The following is a 13,958-nucleotide window of genomic DNA, read 5'->3' on the forward strand; positions in this document are numbered from 1 at the left end:
GGGTGGTCGGTGGTCGGTGGTCGGTGGTCGGTGGTCGGTGGTCGGTGGTCGGTGGTCGGTGGTCGGTGGTCGGTGGTCGGTGGTCGGTGGTCGGTGGTCGGTGGTCGGTGGTCGGTGGTCGGTGGTCGGTGGTCGGTGGTCGGTGGTCGGTGGTCGGTGGTCGGTGGTCGGTGGTCGGTGGTCGGTGGTCGGTGGTCGGTGGTCGGTGGTCGGTGGTCGGTGGTCGGTGGTCGGTGGTCGGTGGTCGGTGGTCGGTGGTCGGTGGTCGGTGGTCGGTGGTCGGTGGTCGGCGGTCGGCGGTCGGTCAGGAAGGGTCACGAAGCGTGCCGGCATTGGCCAGCTACGCAGTATGTCGAATCGCAACCCCATGTCGATGCATCGCGAGCCGGCGGATTCAGTCCAACACGACCGGTTTGATCAACGTCGTGGTGATCGGCACGAAGCCGCATGAACGATACAGCGCACGCGCCGCCGCGTTGTGATTGAACACCGACAGCCCGATCTCGGTGACGCGGTAGCGACGGGCCTCGGCGTCGAGCGCGTCGAGCGCACGCGTGGCCCAGCCCTGGCGGCGCCGGGACGGGACGATGTCGAGGTCGTAGATGAACAGCGTGCGGTTCGGCCCTTCGGGGACGATCGCGTACCAGAGGTCGCCCACCGTGTCGCCGCTGGCGCCGTCGATGAGCGTGACGAGGGTCTGGCCGGCGGTCAGCAGGCCGTCCGGCAGCAGCGTGTCGAAACAGGCGCGCGCACGATCGGCCGCGTCTTCGACAGCATTTTGTCCGGAGGAAACGAGATCGCGCGCGTAACCTTCAATGGCTCGCGTGCGGTACGCGTGGAATTCGCCGGCCGTCATCGGCCGAATCTGCAGCATGGCCCGGTCGCCGTGAGCGGAGTCGGACTTCCAGTGTAGCGGGACAGTCGCACCGGCGCGCGAGGCGGCGGTAAAAAACGCCCGAGCAAGTGCGGCGGACGCCGTGCCGAATCAGCGAATCAGCGAATCAGCGAATCAGCGAATCAGCGAATCAGCGAATCAGCGAATCAGCGAATCAGCGAATCAGCGACGGTACAGGACGATCGGCACGAGGTTTGCACGGCGCACGCGCTCGGCTTCGGCGTGACGTGCGGCGTACGAGTATTCGGCGTCGAGCGGCAGGTGCGGGGACACGAACAGGTCGTCGATTTTTTGCAGCAAGGCGAAGATGAAGCTCATGTGAGACTCCTGACAGATATGGCTAGGGTTTTCCCTTAGATGACCTCCATTCTAAGGGTTTTCCCTGAACTCTGCCAGCGAACTGCATCGGTTTGCCGCACCCGCGCGACAGCCGATCGTCGATGGGAAATGGCGATCCTTGCTGCGTCGGGCTGCCAGGATGGGGTCGAAACGTTAGCGGCTGCGACGAACCCGTTTCGCAACGGCCGCCTCGCGGTTCGCGTTGCGCTGAAGCCGGTCGACTTGCGACAGGAGCGCTTCGTGGTGCTCCTCGAGCGTCATCAGCGTGGCCTGCTGCGTCGACAGATCGGCCGCGAGGCGATCGATCCGTTGCTGCTGGGTGGCCACGTCCTGTTTCAGGTGCGCGATCTGCCGCGTTTGCAGCACCAGCGCGACGAGCCCTACGAGCACGACGACGGCCAGCGCGAGCAGCAGCCGGTTGACGCGGCGCATCTCGCGATCGGCCGACCGCGTCAGGCCGTCCACGTCGGACTGCATTGCGGCGAGCCGGTCGGTCAGCGGGCGCAGGTGCGTGTCCGGATCGAAGACCGGCGCGGGCAGTTGCGTGCGCTCCGACGAGGGCTTGGTGACGAACGATGCGGCGGATACCGCCGATTGCGCAACCGGCGACGGCGAAGCGTCGGGCTGCGGGGTCGTGTCGCGGGGCTTCGCGGAAGGTGTGGCGATTGCCGGTTCGAGCGGCCGCACCGACTGTGCCGACTGGGTCGGCTGTACCGGCGTCTGTGGCTCGACCGGCGCGGCGACGACCAGCGGCGGGTTCGAGTCAACCGCTTCCGGCTTCGAATCGACGCTCGTCGCAACCGCTACGGTTGGCGTCGGCGCCGCTTCATTGCCCCCGGCGGCCGCCCGACGCTTGCCTCCCGACGATGAGCGACGCTCTTTCACCGCATCCCCCGAAGATTTCCCTTCGCGGGATTTGACGACCGCCGCCTCGACAACAGGCTTCGCGACTTCGCCATCTGCCGCTTGCGCCTGCGCCACCTGCGCCGCCTGCGCCGCGGCGCCGTCGTCGGCTTGCAGCTTCGTCTCCGCGTTCGCGGCGCGGTCGACCACGGGCACGTCGATCTGCGTTGCGCCGCCGTCGACCGCAGGCGAATCGGCGGCCTGCGTTGCAAGCCCCTCTGCCGATGCGCCATCGACGTTCGCGGCCACATCGCCTTCAGGTGTCGAAACGGAAGCGGCCTCGACCGCCCCATCCTGCACCGCCGTACTTTCAGCTTCCGCATGCGTTGCCGCAGCCGCATCCGCCGGCGGGATAAACCCGTCCAGCGTCGCCTGTCGCCCGTCGTCGGCACCGGCCGCCGCCTCGGCTTCCCCGAGCTCTTCCTCGCGCGCCGTCACCGGCATGCGCTCGCCCGGCTCCAGCACCGGATCGCCGAACAGGTCGAGCGTTCGCTCGTCGCGCGGCGCGTCGCCGGCCGGTGCGCTGCCGGAGCGCGCCGTCGCCCTGGCGGACGTACTGCCTGCGGCAGCGGCCGAGCGCTGGCGCGAACGGGCCGACGAACGGGTGGAACGGGAGCGGGAGCGAGGCGTGGAAACGGATTCGGTCATGGAAATCGGATAGCGGGGCCCGCAGACGCGAACCCGGATGTCGAACGGAATCGGTGGTCGGCCATTGTCGCACGCCCCGCAAGCGATTCACGCAACCGGTTCACGCTATTCGTCGCCCCCGAGCCCGTTCCCGCCGTCGAAGCGCGTGACGCCCGGCAACGCACGCAGCTTGTCGCAGATCGCCTTGTATTCGAGTTCCGACACCCGCGCCAGCGCGATGCGCACCTCGTCCTGCTCGCCCGTGTCGTCGGCCCGCTGCACGATGAACTGCTTCACGCGCGCACTGTCCGGGCCGAGCGCCGTGTGCAGCGAATCGAACGTCAGCGTGCCGCTCGCGACCGTCAGGGCGAGCTGGCGCCGCTGACGCACCGTGAAATAGCGCCGCTCCAGCGGCTTGATGCCGGCCAGGATGATCAGGATGATGATCGTCGCCGAAATCGACGCGACGTAGAGCCCGCCGCCCACCGCCAGACCGATCGCGGCGACCGACCACAGGCTCGCGGCCGTCGTCAGCCCGCGCACGATCTCGCCGCGCAGCAGGATCGAGCCCGCGCCGAGGAAGCCGATGCCCGACACGACCTGCGCGGCGATCCGCGACGGATCGAGCACGACGTGGTCGCTGGTGCCGAGCACGTCGGCGAAACCGAACGCCGACACGATCATGATCAGCGTCGAGCCGACGCACACCAGCATGTGCGTGCGCAGGCCGGCCGCCCACGACAGGCGCTCGCGCTCGAAGCCGATGACGCTGCCAAGCGCCGCCGCGAGAACGAGCCGCATCACGAGTTCCAGGTTGCTGAGCATCCGATTTCTCTCCTTTTTTGGTGCCGGCCGCGCGGAATGTTTTATCCTTGGCCCCGGCCGCGCCGATTCTCCGGGCCGCGCCGACACGTTTCGATCCAAGCGCTCAACCCCGCCATGTCCGTTTCCGACTCCGCTTCCGCCCAGGCCGCCCAGCTGCGCCACCATTTCGCGCACGTCGTCTTGCCGATCTGGCGGGGTTCAGGGTTCGACCCAGCATTGCAACTGCCGTTCGAGGCCGTCGATCCGGCCACCCACGCGCCGCTGCCCGCGACCCGTTATCGCGCCATGGCGTGCGCAAGGCAACTGTTCGTGTTCGCGCAGGCCGGCGACACCGCGCATGCGGCCACGCTGTTCGACGCGCTGTGCCGGCACTTTCGCGACCCGCGCCACGGCGGCTGGATCTACAGCGTCGACGCGCAGGGCGCGCCGCTCGATACGACCAAGGATCTCTATACGCACGCGTTCATCGTGTTCGCGTGCGCCGCATGGCATGCGGCGTCGGGCGACGCCGCCGCGCGCACGGTGGCCGAAACCACCGCCGCGCTGATCCAGGACCGCTTCGCGCCGCGTCACGGCGACGCCCTGCTCGACGCCGCGCGCCACGCCGATTTCTCGTCATCCGGCAGCGGCGCGCTGCAGAATCCGCTGATGCACCTGACCGAAGCGTGGCTCGCGGCCGCCGATGCGTTCGGCGACCCGGCATTCGACGATGCGCTCGCGCGCACCGCGCAGGCCGTCGAGCGCACGTTCGTCGACGCGGCGACCGGCTGCGTGGCCGAGCTGCCGCTCGGAGCAGCCGACAACCGTTTCGAGCCCGGCCATCAGTTCGAGTGGTTCTATCTGGTCGATGCGGCCGGTGCGCGGCTCGCGCGGACCGGGCTGCCCGCCGCGCTGTCGCGCGCGTTCGCGTTCGCCGAGCAATACGGCGTCGATCCGCAGACGGGCGGCGTGTGCGCGGCGCTCGACGCGCAAGGCGCATGCATCGACGGCACGCAGCGGATCTGGGCGCAGACCGAATACCTGCGCGCGCTCGCGACGCACGGCGGCACGCCGGCCTCCGCGCCGCTCGCGCGGCAGATCGAGCGGTTCGCCACGCGCTTCCTGCATCCGCGCGGCTGGTTCGAGTGCAAGACGGCGGACGGACAGGTGTCGCGCGCCGACATGCCGTCGACGACGCCCTACCACCTCGCGACCGCCTACGCGGCGCTGCCGACCGGTTCGTAATCCGCCGCGGCGAACGACGGCGCCGCGCGGCCGCCGTGGGCGGCGCGTCCGTCGCCCAGTTCGAACACCGACACCGCCTGCATCAGGTGCGCGGTCTGGTCGTTCAGCGATGCGGCGGCCGCCGCGACTTCCTCGACCAGCGCCGCGTTCTGCTGCGTGAGCTGATCCATTTGCGTGACGGCCTGGTTCACCTGCTCGATCCCGACGCTCTGCTCGACCGACGCCGCCGTGATCTCCGACATCGTCTGCACGACGCGCGTGATCGACGCCGACACCGTGCGCATCGCGTCGCCGGCGCGCTCGACGAGCTCCGCGCCGCCGTTGATCTGCGCGACCGAATCCTCGATCAGCGCCTTGATCTCCTTCGCCGATTGCGCGCTGCGCTGCGCGAGCGAGCGCACTTCGCCCGCGACCACCGCGAAGCCGCGCCCCTGTTCGCCGGCCCGCGCGGCCTCGACCGCCGCGTTCAGCGCGAGGATGTTGGTCTGGAACGCGATGCCGTCGATCACCGAGATGATCTCCGCGATGCGCCCCGAGCTCTGCGCGATGCCGCGCATCCGGTCGATCACGCTGTCGACCACGCCGCCGCCGTGGCTCGTCGCTTCGAGCGCCGCGTCGGCCAGCGCGCTCGCCGCGCGGGCGCTGTCGGTGTTCTGCCGGACGGTCGCGGTCAATTCCTCCATGCTCGCGGCGGTTTCCTCGAGCGATGCGGCCTGCGTGCCCGTGCGCGCCGACAGGTCGGCGTTGCCGCCCGCGATCTCGCCCGCGCCGAGATGGATCGCGTCGGACGCCTGGCGCACCGTGCGCACGGTGCCCGCGATGCTCGTCTGCATCGCGCCGAGGCCGCGCAGCATCCGGTCGATCTCGAACACGCCGCCCGCCTGCACGGCTTCGTCGAGACGGCCCTGCGCGATCCGCTCGAAATGGCGGCCGGCCTGCTCCAGCGGCGCGACGACCGCGCGCCGCGCGGCCGCGTAGATCGCGGCGCTCGCCGCGAGCATCGCCACCAGCAGCACGATGCCGACCGACTTGAACCACAGCATGCCGCCGTCGATCGTGTCGAGCGCCGCGCGGCTCGACGTGCCGCCATAGTCGGTGAAGCGATGCAGCTCGGCGATGTACGCGTCCTGGAAGCCCTGGGTCGGCTGGTCGAGGAACGCCTGGATGTTGTCGGCGTCGAGGAACTGCACGAGTTCGCCCAGCGCGCCGCGCAGCGCGCGAAAGCGCTCGGCGAGCGCCGCGACGCGCGCGCGGTTGGTGTCGTCGATCGACTGCGCGGCCGTCAGTACGGCGAACGCCTTGTCCGCTTCCGCGAGCGACGTGCCCGCGTGGCGGATGATGTCCTCGGGCTTCGGCCCGCCGCGCACCATCCGCGTGCCGGCACGTGACAGGTTGATGCGCGCGTCGAGCAGTTGCTCGGTCGCCCGGCTGGCCGCGTCGACCTGCGCGATCGCGACGTTGGACAGATCGTCGACGCCGCTGCGCGTCGACGTGAGCGCCCAGAAGCCGAGCGCTTCGATCGCGAACAGGAAGAGACAGAACACGGTCAACACGCCGAGCAGACCCGACGCGAGCTTGATTTTTCCGAACATGGGGATTCCTGGAGAGCGGACGATGAGGCAATGCCCCGGCATTAGCGGCATTTCTTCGTCGGACTTTAGGCGGAATGGCCGCCACGCGGATCAATCGCGCGCGTCGCGCGCGCATTCGCGTCGAATCGCCCGCAAACGCGGAGATCTTGCGTATTCGACGCAATAATCGCGTCGCATCGCGCCGGGATTTGCACGAAACGCGGACGAATTTCCTTGCTTATCCGGAGCCCCCTTCCTAGAGTTCAGCGCAAGCGGGCACTCATTTCGAAGGAAGTTCGTTGACGTCCCCCTCTCCCTAAAGGGAGGGGATTCCCACACCTGGCGATGCACGTCCGCATCGGAGAATGTTCAGCGCAGCGTTGATATCACGATCATGCTCGACACCACAGTCACTGCAGGCCCATTCTCTTATTCGCAGTCCCGCGATACCTTTCGGCCGCGTCGTGCTGTCTTTCGATCCGCACGCCGAACAGGACTGGGTGGAACCGCTTTCGTCGACTTCCTCGAACGTGGCCCCGTGCGCGATCGCTTTGTAGCGGAGCTTGTTTCGGAAGGACGACCAGGATGCGTCGTAGACGCTCTTCGCCATCCTGGTTCTGGCAAGTTTGACGGCCGACACGTTGCCGACCGCGAGGTAATCGAAGCGCCGCACCAGATCGAGCGCGAGCTTGTGCTGGAAATCGGCGCGGGCATTCGCGACCTTGGCATGCAGCTTCGCGATATGCCGCCTGTGCTTTCGCGCCCGTTGCGCTTTCGCCAGCTTTTCCGCCGCTCGTCGACCGAACCGGTCATTGGGCAGCTTCTCGCCCGTCGAAAGTGTGGCGAAGTCTTTCAGGCCGAGATCGATGCCCACACCGGAACGGATAGGTCGGGCCGGAACATCGGGCATCTCGATCACGATGTTGAGAAACCAGTTGCCCCGCGCATCCTGCGCAAAGTTGGTTCCGTCCTTGATCTTGCCTCCGGGAAGCGGTCGGCTGTTGAACACGCGGAAGGTGTTGCCGGCAAAGCGGAACGCATCGCCTTCGCGCTTCAGGTCTCGGCCCTTCATCGGCACCCAGCCGAGCGACTTCCTGCCGCGATAGCGCAGGTAGGGCCGACGGTGCTGACTGCGCGACTTCGCGTACTGCTCGCATGTTGCGTTGACCGTGCCGGAATGGATGCTGAGTTCCTTGCTGCTGCCGGTCGTGAGCACATTCAAGTCAAACCCGGTCGGCCACTTCTTGCCCCACTTGAGCGCGTGCTTCTGCGTGTCGTTGCAGAAGTTCCAGACGTAGTTCACCGCACGGCTCTGCTTGTTGAGCAGTCCGTTGAGCGACTTCACGCGGTAGCGATAGACAAGGATCATGCAGGTGATCCTAACCCGTGGAAAAAGCTGCCTGTCAACCGCACGCCTTTCCTTCCCGCCATCAATGGCGGGGTTTCTCGGAGCAACTGATGACCGACATCACGGACCACGCGCGCGGCGCATTGCGCGCGCAGCCGTTCAGCATGCTGCTGGGCACGGAGCTGATGCATATCGGCGACAACGAAGTGTCGCTGTGTCTGCCGGTGCGCGAGGAACTGCGGCAGCAGCACGGTTTCGTGCACGGCGGCGTCATCAGCTATCTCGCGGACAACGCGCTGACGTTCGCCGGCGCGCTCGTGCTCGGCCCGCGCGTGATCACCGCCGAATACAAGATCAACTATCTGCGGCCGGCCGTGAACGGCACGCTCGTCGCCCGCGCGAAGCTCGTCTACGCGGGCCGGCACCAGGCGACCTGCCAGTGCCATGTGTTCGTCATCGACGGCGATCACGAGCGGCTCGTCGCAATCGCGCAAGGCACGATCAACCGCGTCGGCGACGGCAAGATGCCGGATGCGCCGGTGGAGACGGCGTGAGTTGCTGCGTCGGCAAGCATCGATGCCGCGACGCCTGTCGCACTAGCGTTTCATCGCAGCCAGATCGCATCACGCTCGCGGCGGCCCACCGCGATCACCAGCACGATGACTTCCGCGTCGCGCACTTCGTAGACGAGGCGATAGCCGACACCACGCAGCTTGACCTTGTAGCGATCCGGGTGGCCGTGCAATTTGGCTGACGGGATGCGAGGATGCTCGAGCCGCTCGGGCTAGCTCGCTTTGAACTGATCGCGCACGGTTCGATCGAGCGTCCCCCCCTTCAATGCAGGCTCGAAAAAGGCGAGTTCAAAGGTCATTCAGCTTGACCTTGACGACCTTCTCCCTGGCGCGCGAATCGACCAACGCATTGTCTTCGATGTCTTCCAGGCGTTCGACCATCGCCTCCCACGTCTTCGCTGGAATGCAGTAGAACGCGGGTTCGTTGTGATTCAGGATGGCGACTGGAAAACCGTCGCCCGCGGCAACGGTTCCCATCGGATTCCGCTTCAGCTCCGAGACGCTAGCCGTCATGCCAGCCAGAATGGTGTGAGGCATACCCGCTCTTTCTCCAATCGAGCGTCGATTGTACTTAATTTGATACGAGACCAAGCACCAAAATTGACACGCTGATGCACTCGACACTCGACCGTCGACGAACGGGGGCACCCTCCTGAAAGACAGCCCTAGTCTGTTTCATCCCCCGCCAACGGCAAAAACCGCGGCGCCACCCGCGCCCGCACGTTCCCGTGCTCATCCGTCCGATAGATCCCGCGCGCCACATTGTGCGGATGCGCGGCCGCGTCGGCTACGCTCAGCACCGGCGCGAAGCACGCGTCGGTGCCTTCGAGCAACGCGCGCCAGTGCGCGGACGGCTGCTGCGCGAACACTTCCGCGAAACGCGCCTTCAGCGCGGGCCAGCGCGCCCGGTCGTACTGCGACGCGGGATCGACGTCGGTCAGCCCGAGCCGTTCGATCAGCAGCGCATAGAACGGCGGTTCGAGCGCGCCGATCGTCACGCAATCGCCGTCCGCGCAGCGATACACGTCGTAGAACGGCGCGTCGTGGAACAGGCTCGGCTGCGCGCCGTCGAGCTGTCCGTTCGCGCGTGCCCACAGCGCGAGCGAACCGAGCATCGACACGATGTCGACGATCGCGCCGTCGACCACGCGCCCCGGCCCGCCGCCGCGCACGTCGAGCAACGCGCAGACGATTCCGAACGCGAGCCCGAGCGCGCCGCCCGCATCGCCGACGACGGTCGGGGGCACGCCCGGCCGGCCGTCGCGCGGCGCGGACAGCGACAGCAGCCCGGTCAGCGCGACGTAGTTCAGGTCGTGCCCGGCCGCGGCCGCGAGCGGGCCGTGCTGACCCCAGCCGGTCATGCGCCCGTAGACCAACTTCGGATTGCGGCGCGCGCAAACGTCGGGGCCGAGGCCGAGCCGCTCCATCACGCCGGGGCGCAAGCCCTCGATCAGCGCATCGGCATGCGCGATCAGATCAAGCGCGGCGTCACGTCCGGCCGGCGCCTTCAGGTCGAGTTCGACGATCGTCTTGCCTTCGCGCAGCAAATCGCCGTCGCGGGCCCGCAGCGCGTCCGGCGCGCTCGTGCGGCCGGACGGACGCGCGATCAGCGTGATGCGCGCGCCCATGCCGGCGAGCATCCAGCCCGCGAGCGGGCCGGGGCCGAGGCCTTCGAATTCGACGATGTGGATGCCGGAAAGCGGTGCGTTCAATGCCATGGCGGCCTCGCTGAAATGCAGTCGGGACAGGAGCGGCGAAACGTCCCGATTCTATGCGAATGCCTGCACGCGCCCGCTTCGCGCGGTTAGTCCCTGTTCACGCTGATCACGGGATTGCGCTGGCCCCTGGACGAATGTCTCCGAACAGGAGAAACGTGCGGCAGCGGATCACATCGCCGCGCGCTCGGCCAGCGCGGCCCGCATCGCGCGCACGATCGCGTCCCGATGCGGGTCGATCCGCTCGACCGGCCCGGCCACGCCCATCGCCAACGGCAGCCCGTTCCAGCCGTCCGCGATCACCATCGAGATCATCGCGGCGCCCTGCGTCACGGTATGCGCCGAATACGAATAGCCGAGCCGGCGCGTCTGTTCGACCTTGTCGAGCACGACGTCCTCGTCGATCGTCCTGCCCGACTTCCCGATCCGGCGGATGCTGCGCGACACGAGCCGGCGAATCGTGCTGTCGGGCTGAATGCTCAGCAGCGCCCAGCCGAGGCCCGACATGCAGATCTCGCGACGCGTGCCGATCGGCGCATAGAACTGCACCGGAATCGAATGCGAGCCCTCGACTGCGTCGATGTACTGCACGTACAGGTCGCTCTGCACCGCGATCACGACCGCCTCGTGCGTGCGCGCCGCCAGTCGCTTCGCGACCGCATGCCAGTGCCGCCGGCTGCCGGCCGCCGAATCGACCAGCGCTTCGCCGAGATTGACGAGCCGCGCGGTGGGCGCATACGCATGGGTTGCATCGTCGTAGGCAAGATAGCCGAGCGTCTTCATGCTGGTGAGCAACGCCGCCGCGCTCGACCCCGGATACCCGCAGCGCGTCGCGATCTCGCGCACGCTCAGCGGCCGCTGCAAGGTGCTGAAGAGTTCCAGCACCTCGAATACGCGCGCCGCGCTCTTGACCACGTTTCCGCTCATCCCGCCCCCTCCGCAGCGACCGGCACGGGCCTTCCACGTATGTGGAACGGAATTTCCCGCCGCCGACCGTCGTGACGATACTAGGCTTCGGCCCGCGACGTGAAGTCCCGCGGCACAGAACATACGGAGACACCATGGCAGCCTTTTTGATCCATGAACGGCAGGGCCCGATCCTGACCGTCACGATGAACCGTCCCGACACCCGCAACGCCATTTCGGACACCGATGCGATCGACGCGTTGACCGAATGCTGCGACGAAGCGAACCGCGACGAATCGATCCGCGTGCTGATCCTGACCGGCGCCGGCACGACGTTCTCGTCGGGCGGCAACGTGAAGGCGATGCGCGCATTCGTGGAAGCCGGCCCACACGACCCTGCCGCGATCCGGACCAGCTATCGCCGCGGCATCCAGCGGCTCGCGCATGCGTTCGAGCACCTCGAAGTGCCGGCCATCGCGGCGGTCAACGGCCCGGCCGTCGGCGCCGGCACCGATCTCGCATGCATGTGCGACATCCGCATCGCCGCCGAGCGCGCGCGCTTCGCGGAGAGCTTCATCGCGCTCGGTCTCGTGCCGGGCGATGGCGGCGCATGGTTCCTGCCGCGCATCGTCGGCGCCGCGGTCGCAGCGGAAATGTCGTTCACGGGCGATGCGCTGGACGCGCAGGCCGCGCTGCGCTGCGGGCTCGTGTCGCGCGTCGTGCCCGACGGCGATCTCCTCGCGCATGCGCACGAACTGGCCGGCCGCATCGCCCGCCATTCGGGCACCGCGCTGCGGCTGACCAAGCGGCTGCTGCGCGAAGGCCGCCACGCGAGCCTCGACACGCTGCTCGACCTGTCGGCGTCGTATCAGGCGTTCGCGCACGCCAGCCCCGAACATCGCGCGGCCGTCACCGCGCTGTTCGCCGCGCGCGACTGAACCCGCGACGCATCGCGGCCGTGCAGCCGGCGCAGGCCGGCCTGCCGGCCCGCCGAATCCACATCGAAGGAGACATCGTCATGACCAGCAGCAACGAAGGCGCACTCGCAGGCGTGCGCGTGGTGGACCTGAGCCGCGTCTATGCAGGACCGTTCTGCGCGCAGACGCTCGCCGACCACGGCGCGGACGTCATCAAGATCGAACCGCCGCAGGGCGACGAAACGCGCGACTGGGGGCCCGCGATGCCGAACGGCATCTCCAGCTACTACTGGGGGCTCAACCGCAACAAGCGCAATCTCGCGCTCGACCTGTCGCATCCCGACGGACGCGACGTGCTGTTGCGCGTGCTCGAAACGGCCGACGTGCTGGTCGACAACTTCAAGCAGGGCACGCTCGAGCGCTGGGGCATCGGCTACGAAGACTGCCTGCGCGCACGCTTTCCGCGCCTCGTCCACTGCTCGATTTCCGGCTACGGCACCGACGGCCCGCTCTCGCGGTTTCCGGGCTACGACGCGGTCGCGCAGGGCCTCGCCGGCTTCATGTCGATCAACGGCGAGCCGGGCGGCATGCCGCTCAAGGTGCCGTTTCCGGTCGTCGATTACGCGGCCGGCCTGAGCGCCGTCTCCACCATCCTGATCGCGCTGGTCGAGCGGACGCGCTCCGGCCTCGGACAGCACGTCGACATCGACCTGTTCAGCACCGCGCTGTCGATGCTGCATCCGGTCAGCACGAGCTGGATGGCGACCGGCGACGTGCCCGTCGCGACCGGCAACGTGTACGGCGCGATCGCGCCGTACGGCGTCTATCCGTGCAAGGACAAGCCGGTCGCGACCGGCGCCGGCAACAACCGCACGTTCGCGCGGCTCGTCGACGCGCTCGGCGTGCCCGAGCTGGCGCGCGATCCACGCTTCGCGACCAATGCGCAGCGCGTCGCGCATCGCGAAGCACTCGACACACTGCTCGGCCAGCTGACCGCCGAACTGCAGGCGGACGAGGTCGTCGAACGGCTGATGCACGCCGGCGTCGCGACGGGGCCGGTGAACACCGTGGCCGATGCGTTCGGCCATCCGCAGACGGCGCGCAACGCGATGTTCGTCGACACCGATACGTACACCGGCGCGGGCATCCCCGCCAAGCTGTCCCGCACGCCCGGATCGATACGCCGGCCGCCCCAGCCGTTCGCCGCCGACACCGACGCCGTGCTCGACGCATTCGGGATCGACGCGGCGCGCCGCGACGCGCTGCGGCAGGCCGGCGTGCTGCACGACACGCGGGCGAACGTGGCCGGGAGCGCGTCATGACCATCCAGCGATTTTCTTCACCGGCGGGCGACGATGCCCCGTCGATCCTGCGCGACGACGCCGACGGCATCGCGTGGCTGACGATCCATCGCCCGCACGTCGCCAATGCGCTGTCCGCCGAAGCGATCCGCCGCCTGTGCGACGAACTCGTCACGCTCGACGACAACCCGTCGATTCGCGTCATCGTGATCCGCGGCGCGGGCGAACGCGCGTTCAGCGCGGGCGTCGATCTCGGCGACCCCGAGATCCGCGGAATGCAGCCGATGCGCGGGCTCGCACGCAACGTGCACGAGCTGATCCTGGAGCTGCGCAAGCCGACCATCGCGGCCATCAACGGCTACGCGATCGGCGGCGGCTGCGAAATCGCGCTCGCGTGCGACCTGCGGATCGCCGCCGATCACGCGACCTTCGCGCTGCCCGAAGCGCGGGTCGGCATGGGTGCGAACTTCGCGAGCGTGCTGCTGCCGCGCATGTTGCCGCACGCGATCGCGATGGAGCTGCTGTTCACGGGCCGCCGCTTCGACACGGACGAAGCGCAGCGCGCCGGCCTGCTGAACCGCGTCGTGCCCGGCGCCGCACTCGACGACACCGTGCGCGAGCTCGCGCAGACGATCGCCGCGAACGCACCGCTCACGATCCGCCGCATCAAGGAAACCGCGACGCGCAGCCAGGGGCTGCCGGTGGCCGCCGCGCTGCGGCTGGACGTCGGCCCCGACGTCTACGCGAGCGAGGACCGGATCGAGGGCGCCCGCGCGTTTCTCGAGAAGCGCAAGCCGGTGTTCAAGGGACGCTGA

General features: G+C 68.3%; 15 protein-coding genes and 1 pseudogene (1 of these 16 only partly in view). 6 read left to right on the forward strand and 10 right to left on the reverse strand.

Annotated elements, in window-relative coordinates; genetic code table 11:
• A protein-coding gene (locus tag HWX07_RS26790; RefSeq protein WP_244130040.1) for a heavy metal translocating P-type ATPase crosses the window boundary here: on the forward strand, positions 1 to 451 show its final stretch. The gene continues 3,056 nt to the left of window position 1, outside the view; the window shows 451 of its 3,507 coding nt (coding positions 3,057–3,507); the start codon falls outside the window, past its left edge; the stop codon is at positions 449 to 451.
• Here the strand turns inward: HWX07_RS26790 and HWX07_RS26795 are convergent.
• The 4 genes from HWX07_RS26795 to HWX07_RS26810 form a co-directional block, all read right to left on the reverse strand.
• Positions 395 to 874, reverse strand: a complete 480-nt coding sequence (locus HWX07_RS26795) for a GNAT family N-acetyltransferase (RefSeq protein WP_175878307.1) — start codon at positions 872 to 874, stop codon at positions 395 to 397. The two genes, HWX07_RS26790 and HWX07_RS26795, sit on opposite strands and share 57 nt — an antisense overlap.
• A gap of 183 nt (positions 875 to 1,057) precedes the next feature.
• On the reverse strand, positions 1,058 to 1,213 hold the full coding sequence (locus HWX07_RS26800; protein WP_011548928.1) for a hypothetical protein: 156 nt from the start codon (positions 1,211 to 1,213) through the stop codon (positions 1,058 to 1,060).
• Positions 1,214 to 1,387: 174 nt separating this feature from the next.
• A complete protein-coding gene (locus tag HWX07_RS26805; RefSeq protein WP_175878308.1) occupies positions 1,388 to 2,785 on the reverse strand; it encodes a flagellar hook-length control protein FliK in 1,398 nt (465 codons plus the stop codon).
• Positions 2,786 to 2,890: 105 nt separating this feature from the next.
• A complete protein-coding gene (locus HWX07_RS26810; RefSeq protein WP_175878309.1) occupies positions 2,891 to 3,589 on the reverse strand; it encodes an MgtC/SapB family protein in 699 nt (232 codons plus the stop codon).
• A gap of 114 nt (positions 3,590 to 3,703) precedes the next feature.
• Here HWX07_RS26810 and HWX07_RS26815 point away from each other — a divergent pair, with 114 nt between their 5' ends.
• A complete protein-coding gene (locus HWX07_RS26815; protein ID WP_175878310.1) occupies positions 3,704 to 4,813 on the forward strand; it encodes an AGE family epimerase/isomerase in 1,110 nt (369 codons plus the stop codon).
• On the opposite strand, the gene HWX07_RS26820 is transcribed toward HWX07_RS26815, so the two are convergent.
• Both HWX07_RS26820 and HWX07_RS26825 read right to left on the reverse strand, forming a co-directional pair.
• On the reverse strand, positions 4,786 to 6,405 hold the full coding sequence (locus tag HWX07_RS26820) for a methyl-accepting chemotaxis protein (RefSeq protein WP_175878311.1): 1,620 nt from the start codon (positions 6,403 to 6,405) through the stop codon (positions 4,786 to 4,788). The genes HWX07_RS26815 and HWX07_RS26820 overlap by 28 nt on opposite strands.
• A 295-nt stretch (positions 6,406 to 6,700) precedes the next feature.
• Entirely contained in the window at positions 6,701 to 7,753 is a 1,053-nt protein-coding gene (locus HWX07_RS26825; protein WP_175878312.1) for an RNA-guided endonuclease TnpB family protein, read from the reverse strand.
• A gap of 89 nt (positions 7,754 to 7,842) precedes the next feature.
• Here HWX07_RS26825 and HWX07_RS26830 point away from each other — a divergent pair, with 89 nt between their 5' ends.
• Positions 7,843 to 8,286 carry a PaaI family thioesterase gene (locus tag HWX07_RS26830; protein ID WP_006480333.1) on the forward strand — a complete coding sequence of 148 codons (444 nt, stop codon included), beginning with the start codon at positions 7,843 to 7,845 and terminating at the stop codon, positions 8,284 to 8,286.
• A gap of 50 nt (positions 8,287 to 8,336) precedes the next feature.
• Here HWX07_RS26830 and HWX07_RS26835 read toward each other — a convergent pair.
• The 4 genes and pseudogenes from HWX07_RS26835 to HWX07_RS26850 all read right to left on the reverse strand — a co-directional run bounded on the left by HWX07_RS26835 (position 8,337) and on the right by HWX07_RS26850 (position 10,946).
• Positions 8,337 to 8,603, reverse strand: a pseudogene (locus HWX07_RS26835) (type II toxin-antitoxin system RelE/ParE family toxin).
• Positions 8,593 to 8,841, reverse strand: a complete 249-nt coding sequence (locus HWX07_RS26840) for a type II toxin-antitoxin system prevent-host-death family antitoxin (RefSeq protein WP_175878313.1) — start codon at positions 8,839 to 8,841, stop codon at positions 8,593 to 8,595. The pseudogene HWX07_RS26835 and the gene HWX07_RS26840 overlap by 11 nt, the downstream one beginning before the upstream one ends.
• Before the next feature lie 128 nt (positions 8,842 to 8,969).
• Positions 8,970 to 10,022 (reverse strand): CaiB/BaiF CoA-transferase family protein, encoded by a 1,053-nt coding sequence (locus HWX07_RS26845; protein WP_175878314.1) that lies wholly within the window; start codon positions 10,020 to 10,022, stop codon positions 8,970 to 8,972.
• Between the two features lie 168 nt (positions 10,023 to 10,190).
• Positions 10,191 to 10,946 carry a helix-turn-helix domain-containing protein gene (locus tag HWX07_RS26850; RefSeq protein ID WP_175878315.1) on the reverse strand — a complete coding sequence of 252 codons (756 nt, stop codon included), beginning with the start codon at positions 10,944 to 10,946 and terminating at the stop codon, positions 10,191 to 10,193.
• 134 nt (positions 10,947 to 11,080) lie between these two features.
• Here HWX07_RS26850 and HWX07_RS26855 point away from each other — a divergent pair, with 134 nt between their 5' ends.
• The 3 genes from HWX07_RS26855 (at position 11,081) to HWX07_RS26865 (ending at position 13,958) form a co-directional block, all read left to right on the forward strand.
• Complete coding sequence (locus tag HWX07_RS26855) at positions 11,081 to 11,863, forward strand: crotonase/enoyl-CoA hydratase family protein (protein ID WP_175878316.1); 783 nt, start codon at positions 11,081 to 11,083, stop codon at positions 11,861 to 11,863.
• A gap of 80 nt (positions 11,864 to 11,943) precedes the next feature.
• Entirely contained in the window at positions 11,944 to 13,164 is a 1,221-nt protein-coding gene (locus HWX07_RS26860; RefSeq protein ID WP_175878317.1) for a CoA transferase, read from the forward strand.
• Positions 13,161 to 13,958 carry an enoyl-CoA hydratase-related protein gene (locus HWX07_RS26865; RefSeq protein ID WP_175878318.1) on the forward strand — a complete coding sequence of 266 codons (798 nt, stop codon included), beginning with the start codon at positions 13,161 to 13,163 and terminating at the stop codon, positions 13,956 to 13,958. Before HWX07_RS26860 ends, HWX07_RS26865 begins: the two co-directional genes overlap by 4 nt.

The sequence above is a fragment of the Burkholderia sp. BCC0097 genome, from assembly GCF_902832985.1.
Taxonomy (GTDB): domain Bacteria; phylum Pseudomonadota; class Gammaproteobacteria; order Burkholderiales; family Burkholderiaceae; genus Burkholderia; species Burkholderia orbicola.